The 23,907-nt window shown below is 38.3% G+C and carries 18 protein-coding genes; 12 read left to right on the forward strand and 6 right to left on the reverse strand.

Annotated elements, in window-relative coordinates; all coding sequences use genetic code 11:
* Window positions 1–261: 261 nt before the first annotated feature.
* The 4 genes from NC797_RS08900 to yhbH all read left to right on the forward strand — a co-directional run bounded on the left by NC797_RS08900 (window position 262) and on the right by yhbH (window position 7,241).
* Window positions 262–3,147: a 2-oxoglutarate dehydrogenase E1 component gene (locus NC797_RS08900; protein ID WP_417168696.1), complete on the forward strand. Its 2,886-nt coding sequence runs from the start codon at window positions 262–264 to the stop codon at window positions 3,145–3,147.
* A complete protein-coding gene (odhB, locus tag NC797_RS08905; protein WP_272436429.1) occupies window positions 3,134–4,459 on the forward strand; it encodes a 2-oxoglutarate dehydrogenase complex dihydrolipoyllysine-residue succinyltransferase in 1,326 nt (441 codons plus the stop codon). The genes NC797_RS08900 and odhB overlap by 14 nt, the downstream gene beginning before the upstream one ends.
* Before the next feature lie 109 nt (window positions 4,460–4,568).
* On the forward strand, window positions 4,569–5,852 hold the full coding sequence (locus tag NC797_RS08910) for an MDR family MFS transporter (protein WP_272436430.1): 1,284 nt from the start codon (window positions 4,569–4,571) through the stop codon (window positions 5,850–5,852).
* Between the two features lie 228 nt (window positions 5,853–6,080).
* Window positions 6,081–7,241, forward strand: coding sequence for a sporulation protein YhbH (yhbH, locus tag NC797_RS08915; protein WP_272436431.1), 1,161 nt, complete (start codon window positions 6,081–6,083; stop codon window positions 7,239–7,241).
* Between the two features lie 149 nt (window positions 7,242–7,390).
* Here the strand turns inward: yhbH and NC797_RS08920 are convergent, their stop codons facing one another.
* The 3 genes from NC797_RS08920 to NC797_RS08930 all read right to left on the reverse strand — a co-directional run bounded on the left by NC797_RS08920 (window position 7,391) and on the right by NC797_RS08930 (window position 10,289).
* Window positions 7,391–7,786, reverse strand: coding sequence for a spore coat protein (locus NC797_RS08920; RefSeq protein WP_272436432.1), 396 nt, complete (start codon window positions 7,784–7,786; stop codon window positions 7,391–7,393).
* 22 nt (window positions 7,787–7,808) lie between these two features.
* Window positions 7,809–8,099 (reverse strand): hypothetical protein, encoded by a 291-nt coding sequence (locus tag NC797_RS08925; RefSeq protein ID WP_272436433.1) that lies wholly within the window; start codon window positions 8,097–8,099, stop codon window positions 7,809–7,811.
* Window positions 8,100–8,939: 840 nt separating this feature from the next.
* Window positions 8,940–10,289 (reverse strand): MATE family efflux transporter, encoded by a 1,350-nt coding sequence (locus NC797_RS08930; protein WP_272436434.1) that lies wholly within the window; start codon window positions 10,287–10,289, stop codon window positions 8,940–8,942.
* Between the two features lie 265 nt (window positions 10,290–10,554).
* Between NC797_RS08930 and NC797_RS08935 the strand changes: the two genes are divergently transcribed.
* Window positions 10,555–11,625 carry an undecaprenyldiphospho-muramoylpentapeptide beta-N-acetylglucosaminyltransferase gene (locus NC797_RS08935; RefSeq protein WP_272436435.1) on the forward strand — a complete coding sequence of 357 codons (1,071 nt, stop codon included), beginning with the start codon at window positions 10,555–10,557 and terminating at the stop codon, window positions 11,623–11,625.
* Window positions 11,626–11,850: 225 nt separating this feature from the next.
* On the opposite strand, the gene NC797_RS08940 is transcribed toward NC797_RS08935, so the two are convergent.
* A complete protein-coding gene (locus NC797_RS08940; protein ID WP_272436436.1) occupies window positions 11,851–14,952 on the reverse strand; it encodes an MMPL family transporter in 3,102 nt (1,033 codons plus the stop codon).
* Between the two features lie 15 nt (window positions 14,953–14,967).
* Entirely contained in the window at window positions 14,968–15,414 is a 447-nt protein-coding gene (locus NC797_RS08945) for a MarR family winged helix-turn-helix transcriptional regulator (RefSeq protein ID WP_272436437.1), read from the reverse strand.
* Window positions 15,415–15,567: 153 nt separating this feature from the next.
* Here NC797_RS08945 and NC797_RS08950 point away from each other — a divergent pair, with 153 nt between their 5' ends.
* The 4 genes from NC797_RS08950 (at window position 15,568) to NC797_RS08965 (ending at window position 19,680) form a co-directional block, all read left to right on the forward strand.
* Window positions 15,568–15,903 (forward strand): hypothetical protein, encoded by a 336-nt coding sequence (locus NC797_RS08950; RefSeq protein ID WP_272436438.1) that lies wholly within the window; start codon window positions 15,568–15,570, stop codon window positions 15,901–15,903.
* 514 nt (window positions 15,904–16,417) lie between these two features.
* Window positions 16,418–17,431 carry an ABC transporter substrate-binding protein gene (locus NC797_RS08955; protein ID WP_417168697.1) on the forward strand — a complete coding sequence of 338 codons (1,014 nt, stop codon included), beginning with the start codon at window positions 16,418–16,420 and terminating at the stop codon, window positions 17,429–17,431.
* Between the two features lie 171 nt (window positions 17,432–17,602).
* Window positions 17,603–18,460, forward strand: coding sequence for an ABC transporter permease (locus NC797_RS08960; RefSeq protein ID WP_272436509.1), 858 nt, complete (start codon window positions 17,603–17,605; stop codon window positions 18,458–18,460).
* Window positions 18,460–19,680: a quaternary amine ABC transporter ATP-binding protein gene (locus NC797_RS08965; RefSeq protein WP_272436439.1), complete on the forward strand. Its 1,221-nt coding sequence runs from the start codon at window positions 18,460–18,462 to the stop codon at window positions 19,678–19,680. Before NC797_RS08960 ends, NC797_RS08965 begins: the two co-directional genes overlap by 1 nt.
* 89 nt (window positions 19,681–19,769) lie before the next feature.
* Here NC797_RS08965 and desB read toward each other — a convergent pair whose 3' ends face one another.
* Entirely contained in the window at window positions 19,770–20,843 is a 1,074-nt protein-coding gene (gene desB / locus NC797_RS08970; RefSeq protein ID WP_272436440.1) for a Delta(10) desaturase DesB, read from the reverse strand.
* A 218-nt stretch (window positions 20,844–21,061) separates the two neighbouring features.
* On the opposite strand from desB, the gene NC797_RS08975 reads away from it, so the two are divergent.
* From NC797_RS08975 to NC797_RS08985, 3 genes are all read left to right on the forward strand, one after another.
* Window positions 21,062–21,883, forward strand: a complete 822-nt coding sequence (locus NC797_RS08975; protein ID WP_272436441.1) for an aldo/keto reductase — start codon at window positions 21,062–21,064, stop codon at window positions 21,881–21,883.
* Between the two features lie 467 nt (window positions 21,884–22,350).
* Window positions 22,351–22,497: a hypothetical protein gene (locus NC797_RS08980; RefSeq protein WP_272436442.1), complete on the forward strand. Its 147-nt coding sequence runs from the start codon at window positions 22,351–22,353 to the stop codon at window positions 22,495–22,497.
* 493 nt (window positions 22,498–22,990) lie between these two features.
* Window positions 22,991–23,815 carry a S1 family peptidase gene (locus NC797_RS08985; protein ID WP_272436443.1) on the forward strand — a complete coding sequence of 275 codons (825 nt, stop codon included), beginning with the start codon at window positions 22,991–22,993 and terminating at the stop codon, window positions 23,813–23,815.
* Window positions 23,816–23,907: the final 92 nt, after the last annotated feature.

Consider the following 23,907-nt stretch of genomic DNA (forward strand, 5'->3'; position numbering starts at 1 on the left):
TGGCCAAGGCTTTTGTATGGATATCGATACCATAAAGATCCCATGGCTTATGATGAATGAAAATAGGACTTGAACGGCTAGCTTTCGTATAAAGTAACAGTGATTTTTCAATGAGTTCAAAACGTTTTCAATTTGGAGTAGGTAAATGATTGTTTCCCTTATCAAAATAGGGTATATTAGTTGATGTAGAAAACGGTCAGTTCTATAATGATCTATAGGTGTTTTAGATTGTAGATGGTCAACTGACAATGTGAACTTCTAATGGGGGTATCAGACGTGGCACAGAAAGAATCTAGTGAAAGATTCTGGGGAAATTTTCATGGTCCAAACATGGGTTATATAGAAGAGCAGTATGAAACGTATAAGGAGGATACCAATGCTGTTGATCCATCATTAAAGGAGATATTCGATCAACACGGTGCTCCAGTATGGCTGAATCAAACAAGAACAGAGGGATCTGGACAATCTGATGCACAAAATGCAAATCAAAACGATATGAAAAAACTTACCTCAGCTTTGAAACTTGTTGAGGCTATTCGTCGTTATGGGCATTTAGAGGCCGATATTTATCCTGTAGGTCGGGATAAGTTCAGAAATTCAAATCTTACAGATGCCAAAACATATGGATTGACGGATAAAGATTTAGAAGCGATCCCTGCTCCATTAGTTTGGGAGGATCCTCCTAATAAAGTTAAAAATGCACTTGACGTCGTAAATCTTTTAAAGCAAAACTATTCTGGAACAATTTCATTTGAATACGATCATGTGAATCATGATGATGAACGGCAATGGCTTCATGAGAAAATTGACTCGGGTTCGTTTGCAGTAAACCTAGACGTGGAGCAAAAGATAAAATTATTGTCACGAATTGTGGAAGTAGAGGGGTTTGAGAATTTTTTAGCTAAGACCTTTGTTGGTCAAAAGCGATTTTCGATCGAAGGATTGGAAATGATGATTCCAATGTTAGATAAAGCAGTCCAAAACTCCTTTAAAGATAAGACAGAACAAATTTTAATGGGAATGGCTCACCGTGGCCGATTAAGTGTATTGGCGCATGTATTAGGTAAGCCTATTGACAAGATTTTTTCGGAATTTCACCCATCTTCGGATAAGGAATTAATTCCATCTCCAGGTTCCAAGAGTATTACGTATGGATGGACAGGAGATGTAAAGTATCATTTTGGAGCAAGTGCTAGCTTAGGGGAAAATGAGATTTCCCCCACAACGATTACGCTTGCACATAATCCTTCCCACCTTGAGTTCGTGAATCCAGTTGTAGAAGGGTTTACAAGAGCCGCTCAAGATGATCGTTCAAATCCTGGTTATCCAGAACAGCATCAGGATAGAGCATTTAGTATACTCATTCATGGTGATGCAGCATTTATCGGTGAGGGTATAGTCGCGGAAACGTTAAACTTGAGTGATTTAAATGGCTACCGTACTGGTGGGACCCTTCATATAATAGCGAATAACTTAATTGGTTTCACAACAAATCAAGACGAAGGACGATCCACTAGGTATGCAAGTGATTTGGCGAAAGGATTTGAAATTCCAATCATTCACGTGAACGCAGATGATCCTGAGGCTTGCATGTCAGCAATGGTTCTAGCCTATGAATATCGTCAAAAGTTTCATAAGGATTTTCTTATCGATCTTGTAGGTTATCGCAGGTATGGTCACAACGAAATGGATGAGCCGCGTGCTACCCAGCCACATTTGTACAAAGAAATTGATAAACATGATACTGCCGCAACTGTGTATGCAAAGCGTTTGCAAGCAGAAGGTACTATTGAGGAAGCAGATTTTTCGAATATGAAAAAAGATGTCGAACAAAAACTGCGTGACATCTATAATACGATGGTTGAAAATCAAACTGATGAACAGGAACCAGCGCCAGCTCCTAAGGCGTTATTGAACGGTTTAAGTAATATTGAAACAGCTGTTCCACTGGATTCCTTAAGGGCATTAAATCAAGGCTTATTAAATCGACCAGAAGGCTTTAATGGTTTTAAAAAGCTAGAAAAGATTTTGCAAAAACGTGGTAAAGCGCTCGATGATGGCAACAAGGCAGATTGGGCAACTGCAGAAGCATTGGCATTTGCTTCTATTCTTCAAGACGGGATTCCGATACGTTTTACAGGTCAGGATAGCGAACGCGGTACGTTTGCACATCGTCACATTGTTCTTCATGATGTAGAAACAGGGGAAAAGTATTGCCCGATGCATGGACTGGAACAGGCAAATGCATCGTTTGCAATTCATAATAGTCCTTTATCTGAAGCAGGTGTGTTAGGCTTTGAGTATGGATATAGTATTGAAGCACCGAAAGCACTTGTTCTTTGGGAAGCGCAATTTGGTGACTTCGCCAATTCTGCTCAGGTAATTTTTGATCAATTTATTGCTGCTGGCCGAGCAAAATGGGGCGAAAAATCAAATATGGTGATGCTTCTTCCACATGGTTATGAGGGGCAAGGGCCAGAACACTCTAGTGCAAGGCTTGAACGATTTCTTACACTTGCTGCTGAAAACAACTGGATTGTTGCTAATGTTACGTCAGCTGCTCAATATTTTCACTTATTACGTCGTCAGGCAGCATTGACAGACAGAGAAGAATCACGCCCACTTATTGTCATGACACCAAAAAGTCTACTGCGGAATCAACGTGTTGCATCAGACGCAACTGAATTTTCGGAAGGCAAGTTTCAAACCATTAGAACTCAACCGGGTTTACCTAAGACGAGTAAAAAAGCAAAAAGAATTGTGATCGGTAGCGGAAAAATAATGGTTGATATAGAAGAGGCAATGGATAAATCTGAAGTTACATTTGACTGGCTGAACATTATTCGTTTGGAACAAATTTATCCTTTCCCTGAAAAAGAAATTGCAAAAGTGTTAAAAGGATGCCCGAATGTGGAAGAAATTATTTGGGTACAAGAAGAACCTAGAAATATGGGTAGCTGGAACTTTGTGAAAGAACCACTATACCATTTGGTTGAAGGAACCAATATAGAACTACATTATACTGGTAGACCAGATCGTTCATCACCTGCAGTGGGAGAACCGATCGTGCATAAAACGGAACAGCAACGTATTGTGAATGAAGTCTTAACGCCGTCTAAAGGAGGAGATTCTCGTGAAGGAAATTAAAGTTCCAGAATTAGCTGAATCCATTACAGAAGGTACCATTGCTGAATGGTTAGTAAAAAAAGGGGACAAGGTCGAAAAAGGTGATCCTATCCTAGAACTGGAAACAGACAAAGTAAACGTTGAGGTAAACTCTGACTATGCAGGGGTAATATCTGAGCTTGTGAAAGAAGAAGGCGATGATGTTGAGGTTGGTGACATTATCGCAAAGGTTGATGAAAACGGAGAAGCTGGTGGTACTGATGCTAGCTCAACGACAGAAGCTCCAGCAAAGAAGAAGGAAGAATCAACTGCGGAAACTGCGAAACCAGCTGATTCAAAGCCTGCTGAACCAACTGAACCTAAGGCTGCTGAACCAACTGAACCTAAGGCTGCTGAACAAGTGGACGAAAAACAAGTTGATACGAATGAAATAGTCGCGTCTCCTGCTGCTCGTAAACGTGCCCGTGAACTTGGAATTAATTTAAATGAAGTGTATCCTCGTGATCCACTAGGCCGAATTCGCCCAGAGGATGTAGAAGCAACAGCTAAGGGTGGAGGCCAACCAAAAACAGAAACACCGAAAAAAGCTGACAAAAAAGAGACTGGTTCCTCGGAAAAATCGGAATTTGATAAGCCTGTCGAACGAGTGAAAATGTCTCGTCGCCGTCAAACAATTGCAAATCGTCTTGTCGAAGCACAACATAAGGCAGCGATGCTTACGACGTTTAACGAAGTAGACATGACTGCAGTGATGAAGCTTCGCGGGGAGCGCAAGGATAAGTTTGTAGAAAAACATGGCGTTAAGCTTGGTTTTATGTCATTCTTTACAAAAGCTGTTGTAGCAGCGCTTAAAGAATTCCCGCTAATTAATGCAGAGATTCAAGACAACGAAATTGTGCTGAAAAAGTTCTATGACATCGGTATCGCAGTATCAACAGATGATGGACTCGTTGTTCCAGTTGTTCGTGATGCAGACCGATTAGATTTTGCTGGAGTAGAAAGGGAAATAAGCAGTTTAGGTAAAAAAGCACGTGACAAAGAATTACAATTGGCAGATCTGCAAGGTGGTTCTTTTACGATTACAAATGGTGGAATCTTTGGCTCATTGTTATCCACACCAATCCTAAACACACCACAGGTTGGTATATTGGGTATGCACTCGATCCAAAAACGTCCAGTAGCAATGCCGGATGATTCTATTGAAATTCGTCCGATGATGTATATTGCAATGTCCTATGACCACCGAATTGTGGATGGTAAAGAAGCAGTTCAATTCTTAGTACGTATCAAGCAATTGCTTGAAGACCCATATGATTTATTGTTAGAAGGTTAATAAAACTGCACCAAAAACCCCACTGAAATAGTTTCAGTGGGGTTTTTCTAGTTGAAATTGGTTCGGGAATTGGATATAGTTGTAAGACGGTGAATGGGGGGATACATTAATGTTTAAGCAGTTGCATCAAAATATTAGAATAAGAATATATACATCATTTTTAAGTAGAATTATTGGGTCGATGATTTTCCCGTTCATGGCAATTTATTTTACAGAGAAAATCAATGCAACAGCAGCAGGCATTCTCTTGTTAATAAATGTAGTTGTCCAATTCCTGGCAGGGATGTATGGCGGATTTTTAGCAGATTTACTTGGTAGGAAACGGTTAATGGTAGTAGGGGAAACAATGAAACTACTTGCATTTATTGGGATGCTTCTGGTCAACTCCCCGATGTTCACCTCTGCAATAGCTACATTTAGTATGATGCTAGTCATAAGTGTTGCTTCAGGATTCATCAACCCTGCGGCCGAGGCGATGTTGATTGATGTAAGCACAAAAGAAACGAGAGCATTTATGTATTCTGTTAACTATTGGGCAGTAAATATGTCGATGATGCTCGGGTTAATTATTGGGGGATGGTTCTTTAAAACGCATTTCTTCGAGTTATTAATCGGGTTAGTTTTGATGAGCGTCGTTACATTATGGATGACAGCAGTACTGATCCAAGAAACCTATCAGATCAAACAAAATGTTGAGAAAAAAGAATATGGAATCATTCCATTACTGAAAAGCTATCAAACGGTTATTACAGATTTACCGTTCGTCTTATTTACATTTGGCGGGATTGCGATATTATCCCTTGAGTTTCAGCGCAATAATTTCGTAGCGGTAAGACTTGAGGAAGAAATCATTCCAAGAACCTTTTCTTTCCTAGGAGATCTAAGTATAACAATTGATGGCGTTCGATTGTTGAGTTTTCTAACAGTAGAAAATACGTTAATGATTGTTTTATTTACGGCCATTGCTTCAAGGTTAATTAAAGGAAAGTCGGAGCAGACGATCATGTATATAGGATTTGTTCTGTTCGGACTTGGCTATGCTGTCCTAGCTTTTTCGAACAATTTTAGTTTCCTATTCCTAGGGGTACTTATTTTTTCCATCGGTGAACTCATGTATGTTCCGACGAGGCAATCCATTCTAGCGGAGATTGTTGATGATTCAAGACGTGGTGCATACATGGCATTTAATGGGATTGTTTTTCAAATCGGAAAAATGTTTGGTGCCTTGGGTATTATTGTTGGAGAAGCTATCGGTGGAATGAATATGGCATTTTTGTACGGTATTTTTGTTCTTTTAGGTATTTTGTTCACTGGAACAGGAATTTATAAAAGAAATCAACATTTACAGGTAGAAGGAAAAAAAGAATTGGAAGGACGGAAGGGTACAGTATAATTTTAAAATGGGATTAGCGAATAAAAAACAAGTCTTTATGTTTTGGTTAACCCGAAAACAGAAAAATTTATTCAAATGAATTTTGATGAAGGATAAAGAAAGGGTCAGCGGAGTTTTGCTGCCCTTTTCTTAATGAAACCAACCTGTCCAACTAATTGAATCTTTCAAAATGTTTAATCAAAGTACATCCCCATGCATAGAATAGAATAAAAAGCAGGAGGGGATTATGTGACTGATAGAAAGAGTTTTGTGATTTCTGAAGAAGATTGGTCCCTCCATAGAAAAGGGCACGATGATCAAAAGCGGCATCAAGACAAAGTACAGGACGTTTTAAAGAAAAGGCTACCTGATTTAATTACAGAAGAAAATATCATCATGTCCAGGGGGAAGGATGTAGTAAGAATCCCGATCCGATCCCTAGATGAGTACAAAATTCGTTACAGTCAAGATAAAAATAAGCATGTTGGCCAAGGTGACGGTGACAGCCAAGTCGGAGACGTTGTTGCAAAAGATGGATCCAAACAAAAAGCTCCTGGAAAAGGAGAAGGGGCGGGAGATCAACCAGGTCAAGATTACTATGAAGCAGAAGTTTCTTTTGAGGAATTAGAAGAAACTTTTTTTGAACAGTTAGAACTGCCTAATTTAGAGGAAAAAGAAAAAGACAACATTGTTACGACAGATATTGAATTTCGTGATATCAGAAAAACTGGGTTGACAGGTAACATCGATAAAAAACGCACAATGTTAGAGGCGTTTAAACGAAATGCAATAAAAGGGGAAGCGACATTTAATCCAATCTATCCAGATGATTTGCGTTACAAAACATGGGACGAAATCGATAAACCTGAATCTAAAGCGGTCGTTTTAGCGATGATGGACACAAGCGGAAGTATGGGTTTATGGGAAAAATATATGGCACGAAGTTTTTTCTTCTGGATGACACGGTTTTTACGTTCCAAATACGAAACCGTAGACATCGAGTTTATTGCGCACCATACCGAAGCAAAAGTAGTGGATGAAGAATCCTTTTTCTCAAAAGGAGAAAGTGGAGGCACCATTTGCTCATCGGCATATCGAATGGCTTTAGAATTAATTGATAAAAAATATTCTCCTGAACGTTATAATATTTATCCTTTTCATTTTTCTGACGGAGATAACCTAACATCCGATAACAATCGCTGCTCTACACTGATTAATGAATTGCTTGAGTTTTCAAGTATGTTCGGCTACGGAGAGGTGAACCAATACAACCGTCACTCTACTTTAATGCAAGTGTTTCGGAAAATTGAGCATGATCGGTTGAATTATTTTGTTTTACGAAAAAAAGCGGATGTCTTTTATGCAATGAGACATTTTTTTAACAATAAAAATGAAGAGACTTTTGTCTAAAGTTAAAGGTGTCCTAAGTTAATTTAAGTTACTTGGGACATTTTTTTAGTGTTTGACATAAAATAAAGCAGACCCTTGAAAGAGGGTCTGCTCGGAATGACTAATTCCTGGTTAAGTGTTCGTCTTTTTAACGTTGCGGTCTCTAGATCTTACAGGATATCTAATTGTCCGACAAGTGCAATTAGAATTTGTAACAGAACCTGGATGGAGGCTGCAACATCCGTGTCTGTCGTAGTTACAGTAACATTTTCCGAACCATCTACTACAACTAATTGTCTATTAGACTGGTCAACTTGTGAGTATGCTAACAATTCTTCCGTAACTTGTTTGGCTCGGGAGCTGTCAGCAATAGAAATGTTGACAACAATTGCAATGGCAACCTGTAGTGCTGCTTGTAACGATACAGCAACTTGCGTATCTGTCGTATTTACCTCCACTTCATTTGAGTTCAAGACATAAATTGCCTCTCTTGAATTTTGATCAATAGTAGAAATTTGGTTTGATAATTGATTAACAGTTTTTGAGTTATTCTGATGAGAAACCATTTTATCTTCCTCCTTCAAAATATTATTGATTCGCATTCTTATTTGTTTTTTGTTGAAGCTTTTGAAGCAAATCTTGTGGTGCAGATGACACCCCGTTGTTGTTTTGGTTTTGTGGATCAGCAAGAAAAGCTTCAGATTGCTTCCTTAAATCATTAACAGCGTCTTTAATTTGACTTTTTTCAGTGTTAGATAATTCTCTTAGTTTGTTATTTTCCCTTGAAATATTATATTTGTTAAATAAATTTGAAACGTGCATGGAAATTAAGCTATTTGAGATTTTGTTTAAGCTTTCCTTTAAATCTCCTTCTGCCAACGTGTCCCCTCCTTTCTGTTATTTAGCTACAATACTATGTATAGTCATTTTTCAACATTTAGTGAGGGTTGTTGTCCACGCTTTTAAAAATGGATTATTTTACGAGGTTGTTTGTACAGACTGTATGTGGACATGCTGTTGATCCAACTTAAATGATTGAATCAACAGCGTGAGGTGAAGAATTCCAGTTAACATTGAAGAAAGGGGCGCTTTTCATAAATAAGAAGCTTTCTTGTTAAGCAAATGGATTTAAATGAACATTGAAATAACAATGATAAAAATGTGTACAAACGTTGATTTCGTGGTATAATTAACATAGAAAGATGATAAGTGCATACAATAATAAAGATCGCCCATGCTGATACATGGAACGGTCGTAATAGACCGAACCCCGTCAAGAGGGGTGGGTAGCTCGAGAAATAATCCTCACTTACCTGCTAAAGTGCATGAGGGATTATTTTTTATGGTTTTTATCAGAAACGATAAACGCTACTAACATCCCGAAGGATATCATGAGCGTTAGCGCACTAACAATGTCCATTTGCAAGCACCTCCCTCCCTGGGAAGTCTCCCAACGAAGACTAACGGTAGATCGACAGTGCAACCAAACCCCTCATGCGAAGCCAGTCTATTGTTTTTATCATAGATTAGCAGGATAAAGTTGAATTTTCGGCGATTCATAAATGTTAAATAATCTCGGTTGTTGAAGATAAACGATAAAAAATGATCAAACTCTTTTGTGAAAAATTGTATACTACTTTACAAATAATGAATCCATTTTGATCAAACTTTTTTTCAAACAAACAGCGTTTCATGCTGTTTGTTTTACTTCTCAACTTCTCATAATCGTAAATAATACTTTTGCAATGCTAGCAATCGAAAGAACAAGGTAATGGCGCCAGCGCTTAAACCGAAAATGATTCCCATCCAATAACCAAATGGTCCAAAGTCCGTATAGTTAGCAAAAATCCACCCACTCGGAAGTCCGATAATCCAGTAGGAAACGAGTGCCATGATTAATGTGATATTCACGTCCTTGTATCCACGAAGTGCACCCTGGAGAGGAGCACCGATCGCATCGGCAAATTGAAAAAAGATGGCGTAAAAAATGAACTGAGTTGTGAGTTTTACGACTTCAGGATTGTTCGTGTACAATCTAGCCACGGTTTCATCAAAGGTATAGAGAATGAAACCACACAAAAATGCAATGACCACTCCCATAGTTATCCCCATATACGTGTAAATCTGTGCATGGCGATATCGCTTAGACCCAACCTCAAAACCAACAACGATCGTCAATGCCATTGCAATGCTAAGTGGAATCATATATAAAAATGAGGCAAAATTAATGGCAGCCTGGTGTGCGGCAATCGTATTTGTATCATACACGCTCATCATTAATGTTACAGCCGCAAATATGCTGGTTTCAAAGAAAATAGCAAACCCCATTGGAACCCCAATCCTAAGCTGTTCCCACCAGTAAGAAAGTGATGGACGCTTCCAGTCTTTGAAAATGGAATAGATAGAAAATGGTCTAATTTTTACAACGATCCAAATCGCTATTCCACTTGAAATCCAATAGGTTAAAGCAGAAGCTAACCCTGCACCAATTCCACCCAAAGCAGGTAGACCAAATTTCCCGAAAATGAATATATAATTAAATAAAATGTTAAGTGGTAATGCTATTAATATAATGAACATGGATATTCTAGTTTGACCAAGGGCGTCCATAAAACTGCGGAGTAAGTTAAATACAAATAACGGAACAATGCCGACCCCAAGGGCAATAAGATAATACTTTGCCACATGTCTTACTTCTTGTTCTAAATCCATCCTTATCAAGATCGGATCTAGAAGAAAAAAACCAACAATGGCAACAACAACAGCGATTGCTATCGAAAGGAGGAGCCCTTGTCGAACCGTTTCGGGAATTTCTTTTTCTTTTTTTGCACCAACCATTTGCGCTACAATAGGAGATAGTGCAAGTAAAACACCGTTAATTCCTGTAAAGATCGGAACCCATAGACTAGAACCAATCGCAACACCTGCTAATTGCTCTGTCCCAGCATTCCCTGACATAACCGTGTCAAAAAAATTCATAGCATACATGCTTAATTGTGTGATTAGAATGGGTATGAGGATGACCGCAAATAGTTTTAGTTTTTCTTTTATTGTCTTTGTCTCGTACATGTATACATCTTCCTTTTTGCGATCATTTAAGCTAGCATAAAGAGGATGTTCAAAAAGTCACCAAATGATAAGCGGCGCATCTCTTCGTTGGCTTGTTTTTCCGTTTCTCACGTATTAAAAGCATACGCTTCGATACTCAAAACTGCGCCGCCTCGACCTGCTTGCTTCTGATTTGTCGACCTTTTGAACACGCATATAAAGAGGATTATATCACAGTTTTACATACTAATATAGATGGGGATTTTTGAAAGGACGTTCGATAAATATGAGAGTACAACGCATTTTGTTTACTGGAGGGGGATCAGCTGGGCACGTCATCGTGAACTTAGCTCTCATTCCAGAGTTTCGAAAAGATGGATGGAAAGTAGACTATATAGGTTCTAAAAATGGAATCGAACGGGAATTGATTGAGCAGCTAGACGGTGTCACCTATCACCCAATCTCTACTGGAAAACTTCGTAGATACTTGTCTAAAGAAAATATAAAAGATCCGTTTAAAGTAGCAAAAGGAGTGCTTCAAGCCTACCGTATTCTTGGAAAAAGAAAGCCAAGTGTCATTTTTTCAAAAGGAGGTTTTGTTTCTGTTCCAGTGCTCATTGCATCATGGATGAGGCGTGTGCCAGCAGTTATTCATGAATCCGATTATACGCCAGGACTTGCAAATATATTAGCGGTTCCATTTGCACAAAAGGTGCTTGCAACCTTTCCTGAAACGATGCACTATTTACCTGAGAAAAAGGCTGAATGGGTTGGTGCAGTTGTCCGTGAACAGCTATTCCAAGGTAACAAAGCAAAAGGTTTAAGGTTTGCTGGATTGACAGGAGAAAAACCGGTATTACTTGTAATGGGTGGAAGTGGAGGGTCCCATAAACTAAATGAAGCAATTAGAGATCATCTAGATACATTGTTGAATACATATCAGATTATTCATATTTGCGGTAAAAAACATGTAGACGAATCGATTACGAGGAAAGACTATACCCAGTTTGAATACGTGAATGACGAGCTGAACCACCTGTTTGCTGCGACTGATTTTGTTCTTTCCAGAGCTGGTTCCAATGCTATATTCGAATTTTTAGCTTTAAAAAAACCAATGCTGCTCATTCCTTTGTCACGTCAGGCGAGTCGAGGAGATCAGATCGTGAATGCAGAGTCCTTTAAAAAACAAGGATATGCCCGTGTACTTGAAGAAGAGGATATGAAGGATGATCGGATTGTAAAGGAATTACTACTACTAAAACAGGAAAAAGGCACGATCCTAAAAGCGATGGAAAGCTATGAGAGTAACAAAGCAAAGGAAACTGTAATAAGAATTATAAAAGAAAGTCAGAAATAAGGGGATCCTCATGAATAACCATTCTTTTTTACGTGAATTAACTTAAGTATTGTGCAACATCATGTTCTACAGGTGTGTATCATATACCATAACCTGAGCAAGTAACACATTATGAAGATAACCATTAACCTGAGCAAATTACACATTACGAGGATCACCAATGGCTTGAGCAAATAACACAAAAAAACGAGCTTGGATTCCAAGCTCGTTTTTATGATATGCATTTTATTTTGTTTTTCTACTAAATGGCCACCAATTGGCTTTTCCGAATATGCGTACCATTACAGGAATAAATAGTGGTAGCATTATAAGCGCATAGAGGAACAGCCCCGTTAGGACAACTGTTGCAATTTCTAGTAAAGATAGCACGCCTGATGGGAGCATTGCTGCAAAAGTTCCACCAAGTATAATCGCTGCTGAAATAATAACAGTACCCATGTTTCTCATTGCGCTAAGCAGTGCTTCCTTTATGTCCATTTTATTATACTCGTTAAATCGGTCCATCAAGAAAATGCTATAGTCGATTCCCAACGCTACAAGAATAACAAAAGCAAAGAAAGGTACGGCCCAGCTTAGTCCATCGTATCCTAAGAGATTCACAAATATAAATTCTGCAATCCCCATTGAAGTGAAATAGGTCAATACGAGTGATCCAATTAAATAGATCGGCATCGTGATCGATCTTAGCAACAAAATCAAGATGACGAATATACCGCCTAGCATGAGGAAGACAGTACGAGTGTAGTCTGCATCTGAAATGTTTTGCAGATCATTGTTTGTACTGCTGATTCCGCCAATGGCAAAATTACTGTCATCAAATGGTGTGTCGTCAAGTGCATCTGTCAACGTTTCAGAAATCGTATCAATCGTGTTAACAGCCTCGGTCGAGTACGGGTTGTAGCTTAATACGACATCGAATGTTGTAATGGTCTCATCATCAGATAAATAAGGCTGGATTCCTTCCTGAAATGCTTCATTTTCTAGTGCTTTTTGTGGAATGTTTACAGAAGTAAGTTCGCCTTCACTAGAGAATTCTCCGAGGTAATCTTCTACCTGAGAAAGCCCTGTCGAAATTTGTTTTAAGCCATCGGAACTGTCTGTCAATCCACTAGATAACTGAGACAGTTGTTTCTGCATGTCACTAAAGGCAGTTTTAAGTTCTTCCTGCCCACCATATAACTGATTAAGCCCAGCTTGCAAACTAGGGATACTGTTCACAACTTGTTGTTGCCCATTTGCAGCTTGATTCAGTCCGTTTTCCAGTTTGGTAATGGCGGCAATGAGTTCATCTAACCCTTGGGCAAGCTGTTCCTGTCCATCAATTGTCTGTTGAAAGCCTTGATTCGCTTTTGTGAGACCTGGGAGTACTTGTGTTTCCAAACTTTGATTCAATCCATTTAAACCAGGTTGGCCCTCGCTTCCATTTATTGCAGCTGAAACTTGAGCTTTTGCCTCCTGAAAATCCTCATCTTGTTCTAGCTCTGCATTATTATCCTCTGCAGCTTCTAAGTTGTCTAAAGCACTAGACAATAACTGTGGCATAAACTGATAGCCACTTAACAAAGGTTTTAACCCACTTTCTACTCCTTGATAACCTGCAAGGAGCTCATTATTAGCATTAATGGTTTCTTGAAGTTTCGTTTGAATAGTTTCAAGGTTGTCTTTAATCTGCCCTGCACCACTAGAGCTTGAGGCAATGCCAGTTTGGATATCAGATAGGGCGGTCTTCATTTCGCCTATCCCGTTATTCGCTTGTTGTGTACCAGTTAATAATTGATCCACACCATTTTCAGCCTCTTTCAATTGAGGCTGCGATGCGTTCAATTGTTCGGAAGCATCTGCTAAACCAGTTTGGATCTCATCTATTCCATCAGTGCTTTCACTAATACCTTCTCCAAGCTGATTGGTTTGGCTCGTCACCGTAAAATCTTCCAATATTTCACCAGCTGGGCGTGTCGCACTTCTCACTTGTTCGACACCATCCAAACGAGCAAGTTTTTGCGAGATTGCTTCAATTGCTTCAAACTCTTGTACGGAGTCTATTTTTTCCCTCGTATCAAACACAACAGTGGCGGGCATCGTTTGTCCAGGGCCAAAGCTATTTGAAATCCAATTAAATGCTTCTACAGACCCGTATTCATCCCCGATTTCTTCCAATGAATTATAAGACTTATTGCCATCATAAGAAAGAATACTAGGCAATACAACTGCTGCTATAATCGCAAGTGCAATAAGTGGCCGTGTTAAAGCGAATGATCCGACAGAGCCCCATAACTTACTTTCACTATGGGCAACATTTTTGTCAAATGGCCAAAATAACTTTTTTCCTAAAATAACTAAGAAAAAAGGTACAAGTGTAACAAGTGCAAGTAATACAACAGCGACGCCAACGGCAACAGCTACGGCTGACTGGTACAAGGAAAAGGTGGACAATCCTATTGTCGAAAAACCAATCAAAACCGCTAACCCAGCAAAAAAGACCGTTTTTCCGCCTGATTTATAGGTTGCTAAAACGGCATCTTTTGTTGTTTCATGGTTGGATAGTTCCTCTTTGAATCGATTAATAAGCAGGATACAGTAATCGGTTCCGATTCCAAACATGATTGCAACCATAAATATTTGGGTGAAGGTGGATAAAGGAAAATCCGCTGTGTCTGCCAAGATAGCAACAATACCTTGTGCGGCAAGATAGCTGATCCCAACTGTTAAAAGTGGAACAAATGGCGCAATCAAGGATCGAAAAACGACAAACAAAATGAGCAGGATAAATCCGACCGTGATGTATTCTGTTTTCTTTAAGCCTTCCTCCGAATTTATGATGATATCTTCGGAAATATAGCTTTCTCCTGTTAGAAGATGATCTACTTTAATGGATTCGAGAGCAGCATAAATATCTTCTCTGGATTCTGCAATCGTTCGGTCTTGTAGGGAGATATCGGTAGGAACTAATATCGTCTTTCCATCATCAGATACCGTTTGTTCCTCAATAGCTGGGTCGTCCGTGTATGCTAATATATTCGATAATCCCAATTTTTCCTTATTATTTTTTAATAACGTTATAGCGTTATTTACTTCTTCTTTTTCAACATCAGTTAATCCATCATCGTTATGAAATACAAGCACACCACTTGTTGTGTTACCTGTGTTGTCCGATTCCATTCGGTCAAGCAGTTCCTCTGCTTGTGTTGATGGATAACCGTTTGGAACACCAATTTGTCCTTTTTCTCGCACAAGTTCTGCAAGGTTAGGAGACAATAATAATAGTGAAACAGCGACAATGACCCATAAAATGGCGATGGGCCATCGGAGTTGTATAATTTTTCTCATGGGCTAAAGCTCCTTTCAATTTCCATTATCTTTTAAAATTTGGACTAGTTTTTCAAGCTTTTGAATGAACGATTCAACTTCTTCTTGATCAAATTGAGTTAATATATCTCCAAGGACATCGTATAATTTGGATATCGCATGTTCCATTAGTTCTTTTCCTTCATTAGTAAGGGAAAGATAGACGATTCTACGGTCTTCGTTATCCCGATTTCGTCGGATGAACCCTCGTTCAAAGAGTCGGTTAATTTGAGCAGTAACAGCACTTTTTCCGATCGAAAATTCATGGGAAATATCCGAGCTCGTACAAGGTTGATGTTTATACATATAGTGCAGTGTGGAGAATTGATCTGTTGTCAATTGCTGGTGCACCTGTTCGTTCATCCTTTGGGTAATCCGTCTATTGACCTCATTCGTTGCCGATGTATATCGGTCAATAAGAATCTTTAATTCTTGGTGTTCCAAATTTCAACGCCCCTCTCCATAATGGTTTGTTAGATGAATAGTTTGATTAGTGAACTATAATAACATAACATCATTTTTTCAGAAATACAATATTTTTCATTGAAACATGAGATGTCGTTTATAATAAGGAAAGGAATACGAGGAGGAAACAAAATGAGTCGTATACTATGTAAATATTGCTACAATGAAATAGAGGATCGAGATAGGCTGGTTGTGGGGTCCAAATGGTTTCAAATTAAGCCGTTTCATTATGTTTGTTTTCAAGAAATCGAACAGGAAACAGAAGTAGCGTGGAATAGCTGGACACCTATAAACGGTCCAGCTGGAACAATTACTTTTTTGCTCATGTTGGCTTTATCCGTATGGATGCTCACGACAAATACATTTGGGAGCAGAGGAAAGATTGTAGGAATAATCGCGCTTTATCCAATCATTTTGCGGTTAGTGTCGTTCTTTTTTATAGAATTGCGCCTACCCAAATTAAAGTGAATTCCTTCAACTGGTAAATAGTGTACTGTGTTTATATACTGAAGGGTGAAAATTAAATAGGGATTTGTGTATAGAAATGAAAGTAGTGAATAACATAAGACCAATAGAAAACAACACTTAGAGATAGATTAGGAGTTATATTACTTTATTTGAAGGAAACTGGACGAATAGAATGTTAGACAGGCATTAAACGCAATTTTTAGTAAATTACAATAAATAATCAAGAAATAACAGCAGATAAGCATGTTGGGAATGCTCGAGCGATCTAGTAAAATAAAGAGTGTCGTTGTAAAAAAGAACGGGAGATGTCAACATACTCAGATTACATTCGACAATAACCCTCTGTGTGTAAGATCCATTCTATTCTGCGTTCGTTTCTTAATCAGTAATTTTTTAAGTCCTCGATTAAAACATATTTCGATATTTTTTTATTTTGGATTGCTTTGGGGAATGCAGGTAAAATGGAGGTTTATGTCTGTGATGCTTAAATAAAACTTGAAAAGGGGAAATGATTATGATGAAGAAAGCATTATTATTAATATCTACATTGTTGTTTGTCGTCGTTCTTTCAGCATGTGGTGGGGGAAATGAAGGTGGAAGTGGTGAAAAGTCGATTGATACCATTACATTAGCAGATGCTGGTTGGGATAGTATTCGATTCCATAACAGTGTAGCCCAAACAATTATAGAAAACGGCTATGGTTATGATACAGAAGTAAAGCCGGGATCTACTGCTGCTACGATTCAAGGCTTACGTGAAGGCGACGTAAATGTCTACATGGAAGTGTGGACAGACAATATTAAAGAAGTTTATGAAGAAGCAACCGCAGCAGGCGATTTCGAAAAAGTATCAACAAACTTTGATGATAATACGCAAGGTTTATATGTACCTACTTATGTTATTGAAGGCGATGAGGAACGCGGGATCGATCCATTGGCTCCAGATTTAAAAACAGTAGAAGACCTCAAAAAATACCCAGAATTGTTTGAAGACCCAGAAGATCCAGGTAGAGGCCGAATTCTTAATGCGCCAAGTGGTTGGGCTGTTGCAGAAACAATTGATCAAAAATTTGAAACTTACGGGCTAGATGAAACGATGAACAATTTTATGCCTGGTTCTGATGCAGCTATTGTAACTTCTTTAGCTGATGCGTATAATTCTGGAGATGCTTGGGTTGGCTACTATTGGTCTCCAACAGCTGTAACAGCAATGTATGATTTGACATTGTTAGAAGAACCAGAATATGACGAAGATACTTGGAAAGAAACGAAAGGTACAGAATTTCCTCCAAACGATGTGGTAGTTGCTGTTCATAAAGATTTTAAAGAACAGGCACCAGAGGTATATGATTTCTTAAGTAATTATGAAACAAGCAGTGCATTAACAGAACAAGCACTTACTTATATGAGTGAAAATGATGCTTCTGCTGATGAGGCTGCTAAATGGTGGATGCAACAAAACGAAGATGTTTGGACTGAGTGGGTACCAGAGGATGTCGCTTCTAAGGTAAAAGATGCTTTAAAATAAGTATTGAAGTAGCTGGCTGGCTTGCAAGGTCAGCTACTTTTCTTTAAAAGAGGTTGTTCAAAAAGTCATTTTTATTCTTGACATGCAAACTGCGTCTTTTCTTTATAGTGCGTATTCAAAACTAATTAAAGTAAAAGTGAGGTGAAAAGGCTGCAGCTAGTGCAGTCTCCTATGGGTGGTTTTCCCGATATAGAAAGCAATTTAGGACAATATGTTTCAGATCTAGTTGATTTTTTAGACGTGACATTAGAAGGATTATTTGATCTAATCTTTTTCATTTCTTCACGTACCATCAACGGTATCGAGGCATTTTTAAATGTATTACCTTGGTGGCTATTTATTATATTGATTTTTCTAATAGGATGGTATTTTAAAACGGTATGGTCTGGTGTTCTTTACGCATTTTTCATTTTTCTCGTAGGTACATTTGGACTATGGGAAGAAATGATGATGACGATTTCGATCGTAGTGACGGCGGTGCTAATATCCTTAATCATTGGTGTTCCTCTTGGAGTGTGGATGGCATTTAGTAAAAGATTTTCCACTGTTATGCGGCCAATACTGGATGCAATGCAGACAATGCCTAGTTTCGTGTATTTAATTCCAGCGATTTTCTTCTTTGGATTGGGAAATGTTTCAGCCATTTTTGCAACATTGATTTATGCGTTGCCACCTGTTATTCGCTTAACGGAATTGGCGTTACGCGGCGTAGACCCAGAAGTAATAGAATCAGCACAATCGTTTGGTTCTTCCAGATGGCAAATGCTAATAAAGGTACAGTTACCACAAGCATTACCAACGATTATGGCAGGTGTTAACCAAACGACGATGATGGCGTTGGCTATGGTCGTTATTGCATCGATGGTAGGAGCACAAGGATTGGGTGAACAAGTATTAATATCCATTAACCGTATCGATATCGCACTTGGTTTTGAAGCGGGAATTAGTATTGTGTTTTTGGCCATTATAATTGATCGTGTTACAGGTGGAGTTGCTGATAAATTCCAGAAACATAGGAGGGCTAAGTAATGACAACTAAAATGAAAATTGAGCACGTATCCAAAATTTTTGGCCCAAAACCTAAATCGATCGTTCCTATGGTCAAAGATGGCATGACCAAAAGTGAGATTTTAGAAAAAACTGGACATACGGTTGGAGTGTATGACGCTTCTCTTGATATAAATGAAGGCGAAATATTTGTAATTATGGGTCTTTCTGGTAGTGGTAAATCCACACTCATCCGTTGTTTCAATTTATTAAACAAGCCTACGTATGGTAGTATCCATGTTGATGGAGAAAATATTGTTGAATATAATGCGACTAAGTTAAAAAAGTTTCGTCAAGATAAAATTGCGATGGTCTTTCAACACTTTGGTTTATTTAATCACCGCACTGTTATGGGGAATGTGGAATATGGACTGGAAATTAAAGAGGTATCTAAGGAAAAAAGACAACAAATCGCTCAAGAAAATATCGAAGTTGTTGGTTTGAAAGGGTACGAAGATAAATATCCAGAAGAACTATCAGGTGGAATGCAGCAAAGGGTTGGTCTGGCACGAGCACTTGCTAATGACCCTGATATTCTTTTAATGGATGAACCATTTAGTGCACTAGATCCTCTGATTCGTCGGGAAATGCAACTTGAGCTTCTAGATATCCAGGAACGGTTGCAGAAAACAATTGTCTTCATTACACACGATGTAAATGAGGCGTTTAAAATTGGTGACCGTGTCGCTGTAATGAAGGACGGAAAAGTCGTTCAAGTGGGGACACCAGAGGAAATATTGGAGGAACCAGCAAACGACTATATTACAGATTTCATAAAAGATATTGATCGTTCTAAAATTTTGCAAGCTGAAAACGTTATGATCAAACCAAATGCATTGGTATCTTTGAAAGACGGCTTGCATGTTGCTGTAAAAGAGATGCGAGAAAATGGAATTTCTAGTGTGTTCGTAGTCGACCGAAGTAGACATTTACAAGGTATTGTAACGATCGACGCAGCAATAGATGGAATTAAACAGAAAAAAACGTTGGAAGACGTACTTGATCGTGATGTTACGAAAGTTAGTAGGGAAGAGTATGTAAGTGACTTAATTCCAAAGGCATTGGAATCCAAATTCCCGTTAGCTGTTATTAACGAGGAAGATCGACTGGAAGGATTTATTCTCCGAGTTCACGTACTATCCGGCCTTGTCGCTGATGATGTTGAGGAAAGTAAAGAATACCATGGTTACTATAACGGTTAAAAAATAAAACGCATGGATTAGATCCATGCGTTTTATTTTTTTATGTTAGTTAACAAGTTATTTTCATCACGATTTGCATATCTATTGTGTTAATCTTGCTTGCTTATTGTTGGAAGTTTAATTTTTTTGGATTTAATGTCGCGTGTATCTAATCCATTTCCTAATGATCCAAACGCTTTGCCCTTTAATGGGTCGACAAGATCATTATGCTCAAAATATACCCTTGGTGTTTTCCATAATGCCTTTAAAGCTTGACCCATCGGCATTTCGTGATAGCGATCAGGCCATAAATTTTTAATATGTTTCTTTACGAGTGGATAGTGTTTTGAACTCATCGACGGGAAAATGTGATGTTCCGTATGATAAGAAAAATTAAAATGCAACACATCCACCCATTTTGGTACAGTTACCGTAAGGCTGTTTGCTAATGGATCGTTAACAGGAACAAGTGGGTTGAGACGGTGATTCGTTGAAATATAGGCCATTACCACGAAATTGGCGATCAAAAGTGGAAGCAAAAAAGCAAAAAACCACTTTTCAAAACCCATCACAAACAAAAGACTAATCCATGTTATCCAAGGCAATACAGCTTGAACGAATACCGTTGGCTGCTTCTTAAGGTTAAACGACTTTATATACACTAAGAACATTTTGATTGAGTGGGCTGTGAATTGGACTGTCAAAGATGCAAAGCTTGTGAATGCCCGAACAAAAAAAGGCAATTTGTAGATCCAGCGAAAAAGTTTCGTTTTGGATATTCTCTCAAGTGTCGGCCATGAATCTGGATCATGTTCATCCTGTTGTGTATGAACATGATGTGTTGCATTATGCCACTTTCTCCAGATTTGTGGACTAGTGCTTAACGGCCAAAATGCAATAGCACCAAGTAAATTGCGGATCCATCCTTTTCGAATAACCGTTCCATGTAAAATCTCATGACCTAAAAACCCTAATGCTGCAAAGCTTAAACCAATTGGAATAGATAGAAGCAAGTTGACTAGTGGGTGAAGATCAAATAATCCAATCACCAAGAAACACCCAACCACAACAAGCAAATAGGCAAGTCCTCCAAAAAGACGGAAAGGTGCAGGCTTAAATACTTCTTTTGGCAAATGTTTTTTTAATTGTGCAGCATACCATCCAAAATTATGAAGGTCACTCATATGTAGTAATCTCCTTTCACATTCATAAATAACATAAGACTGTGCTTGCGCTATAATTATTTTTACCCTACCAGTATTGTTCAATTGATGTCAACTTATAATTATTACCAAGTCCTAAGTCCAGCCAACAAATGCATTATGAGCGAATTCCTTTTTCGTTTAAGCAATATAGTATACCCTAATGTTAAATGAGATTAGAGAGGAGAGGAGAGAAAGAAATGAGCTTAACAACTACCACCACACTTCATAATGGTGTGGAGATACCCGTTTTTGGCCTAGGTGTGTACAAAATACCAGAACAAGAGGTATACGATTCCGTTACATCTGCACTAGCTTTAGGATATCGCCACATTGATACAGCATCTTTTTATGAAAATGAAGAAGGTGTTGGGAAGGCGATTAAGGATAGTGACATACCGAGGAACGATATTTTTGTAACGACGAAGGTTTGGAACGATGAGCAAGGTTATGATGAAACGTTACAGGCATTTGAGAGAAGTCTTAAAAGATTGGAATTTGATTATGTCGATTTGTATTTGATCCATTGGCCGGTTCCAGGCAAGTACAAGGAGACTTGGAAAGCATTAGAGAAGCTTTATAAAGACGGAAAAGTAAGAGCTATTGGCGTGAGTAATTTTTTGCCTCATCATTTAGAAAGTCTAATGGAAGATGCTGAGATAAAACCGATGGCGAACCAAATTGAACTCCATCCGCAATTAACTCAAGTTGAAACCCGCAACTATTGTAAACAACATAATATTAAAGTGGAAGCATGGTCTCCGTTAGGACGTGCCAACTATCTCGATGATCCAATACTAAACGAAATCGCAAACAAACATAATAAGACTCCTGCTCAAGTAATCCTACGTTGGAATGTCCAAAGTGAAATCATTACGATACCAAAATCGGTTAATACTTTAAGACAAAAAGAAAATGCTGACGTTTTTGACTTTGAACTTACCAACGAAGAAGTGCAAAAAATAGACAGCATAAATATCAATAAACGCATTGGACAACACCCAGATCATTTTAAATACTAAATACAGGTTCATAGAAACGGATGAAACGAAGATGGAGTAACTGTATAAGGTAAATATTTCAAAAATGTGAAAAATATCGTTGACTATCCATTTCCTTTGGCATATAATTAAGAACATATTAAATGAAAGGAGGTCATATCTATGAAAAACATAACAGTGAAGCAACCAACTAATTTCATAGATCAAGTGACCTCCTACGAGTTCTTATAATTTCGTGAATTCCTTTTTGTCAAAAATGGAATTGCACTTTTGCATCAATATTATATGGTATAGGTAGGTCACACTTCTTGTCCGTGGCCTTTTTTCATTGTTTGAAAACGCATGTGTCCCAGGGGGCACATGCGTTTTTTTAATAGATAAAAAACATGAGAGGAGAATGAAAAATGAAAAAAGTGGAGAATGCATTAATAGAAGATTGGAATGAGAGCGGATAGTAAATACCGAAAAAAGCAGAGTTGGTGAATAGCATGACAGTAGTATTAAGGCAGATTGATTCTTTGGTTGGTCGGTTTATAAGACCATACACGATAATCATTATTGTTATTGTTCAGTTTGGTGGGTTGTTTCCATCGATTGAGAAAGTAATTTGTATTGTTTCAAAAAATGAAGAGTAAGTGTTTTAGAACATTTTAAATTTGGAAAGGAGTTGTTTTTGATGATTCAAAACAGAAAACAAGAGGTTAATAGAGAAGAGTGGAAAGAAAGCGGATAGTGAAAAGAACTAGGTGGGCACACGTTTCGTTTTTTTAAAATTGGTTGATTTCATGTCAAATCACACCATGAACAACCTAGATATTTCCCGGGAAATGACGATTACTGCGTTGAAAGATGTACGTTCGGATCGATTTATCAGAAACTCACCCAAAAAACACGGAGAATCTGTCAAAGAAAGTGGAAGCATGTTGTCAATTGGGGAATGACAACTAAGCTGATTGTCCATGACTCAACATTCGGTTCAGGTTTTTTCCTTGATCATGGTACAATGAAAGCAAAAGCAAGTCATGATTAACTTAACATCAAACAGGGGATCTATTCAAAAGTATTAGATGCAAAAAGGTCACTTTGCTCGCCTGGATGATATCCCACTTTCTTATTTGGGGTGAATGAATGAAGCAGTCAGATGATCATAAACCTGATATCATTGATGAGGACTTATACGAAGAAATAGATGAAGAAGAGATGCTTGAAATTCTGAAGCAAGAACGGAAAGTGATGCTTCAGGCTGACCATAACAAAAACAATAAACCGAAACGCCCATTCCCAAAATGGGCATTTTGGTTGATCGCGGTTGCGATGCTCATCAATGTCATTGCAATTATTCCACGCACTTTTTCCATACCGGCAATGAATTTTTTAGTCACTTCCGCAAAGCTTTCGACACAAGACGTGATTGATGAATATAAGGAATCCGTTGTTGTAGTAGAAGCAGGGAGTAAAAAGGGAACTGGTTTTTCGGTTTCAGAGGATGGTGTCATTTTAACGAATAACCATGTCATAGAGGATGAAAAAAGTATTTTTGTTGCATTTCCAACAGAGGGACTGTATGAAGTAGAGGTTGTTGATGCATTTCCAGATATCGATCTTGCCGTATTACAAGTGGTCAAAAATGACGCCACCTTCCCTGCGCTTACTTTAGCTAAAAGGACAAATTTTACGAATAATGAGCATATTTATTTTATCGGTAATCCTTTGGCATTTTCGGGAATTGCAAACGAAGGAAAAGTAGTCGGATATACAAAATTGGATGATTGGGAAAAGAAGGTAATCATGCTAAAGGCACCAGTATATCGTGGGAATAGTGGTAGCCCTGTCATTAATGATGATGGTGAAGTTATAGGGGTTATTTTTGCAACCCTTAACCATTCCGATCAGGGCAAGGTGGGTTTAGCCGTCCCAATTGATTATTACTATGAGAAGATAGCAAGCCCGTAAACAAATCGATGGGCTTGCTATCTCTATCGTGGTATTGATAAGACAATTTAAATAAAATGTAATATTCCTGTGCTAGATTTCCTACGCCGAAA

It is taken from the genome of Terrihalobacillus insolitus (assembly GCF_028416575.1).
In the GTDB taxonomy this organism is placed as follows: Bacteria; Bacillota; Bacilli; order Bacillales; family Amphibacillaceae; genus Terrihalobacillus; species Terrihalobacillus insolitus.

Coding starts and splice junctions, on each gene's coding strand:
- NC797_RS08900 (WP_417168696.1), top strand. CDS start 262: ATGGGGGTATCAGACGTGGCACAGAAAGAATCTAGTGAAAGATTCTGG.
- NC797_RS08910 (WP_272436430.1), top strand. CDS start 4,569: ATGTTTAAGCAGTTGCATCAAAATATTAGAATAAGAATATATACATCA.
- NC797_RS08920 (WP_272436432.1), bottom strand. CDS start 7,786: ATGGTTTCTCATCAGAATAACTCAAAAACTGTTAATCAATTATCAAAC.
- NC797_RS08930 (WP_272436434.1), bottom strand. CDS start 10,289: ATGTACGAGACAAAGACAATAAAAGAAAAACTAAAACTATTTGCGGTC.
- NC797_RS08935 (WP_272436435.1), top strand. CDS start 10,555: ATGAGAGTACAACGCATTTTGTTTACTGGAGGGGGATCAGCTGGGCAC.
- NC797_RS08940 (WP_272436436.1), bottom strand. CDS start 14,952: ATGAGAAAAATTATACAACTCCGATGGCCCATCGCCATTTTATGGGTC.
- NC797_RS08950 (WP_272436438.1), top strand. CDS start 15,568: ATGAGTCGTATACTATGTAAATATTGCTACAATGAAATAGAGGATCGA.
- NC797_RS08955 (WP_417168697.1), top strand. CDS start 16,418: ATGATGAAGAAAGCATTATTATTAATATCTACATTGTTGTTTGTCGTC.
- NC797_RS08960 (WP_272436509.1), top strand. CDS start 17,603: ATGGGTGGTTTTCCCGATATAGAAAGCAATTTAGGACAATATGTTTCA.
- NC797_RS08965 (WP_272436439.1), top strand. CDS start 18,460: ATGACAACTAAAATGAAAATTGAGCACGTATCCAAAATTTTTGGCCCA.
- desB (WP_272436440.1), bottom strand. CDS start 20,843: ATGAGTGACCTTCATAATTTTGGATGGTATGCTGCACAATTAAAAAAA.
- NC797_RS08975 (WP_272436441.1), top strand. CDS start 21,062: ATGAGCTTAACAACTACCACCACACTTCATAATGGTGTGGAGATACCC.
- NC797_RS08980 (WP_272436442.1), top strand. CDS start 22,351: ATGACAGTAGTATTAAGGCAGATTGATTCTTTGGTTGGTCGGTTTATA.
- NC797_RS08985 (WP_272436443.1), top strand. CDS start 22,991: ATGAAGCAGTCAGATGATCATAAACCTGATATCATTGATGAGGACTTA.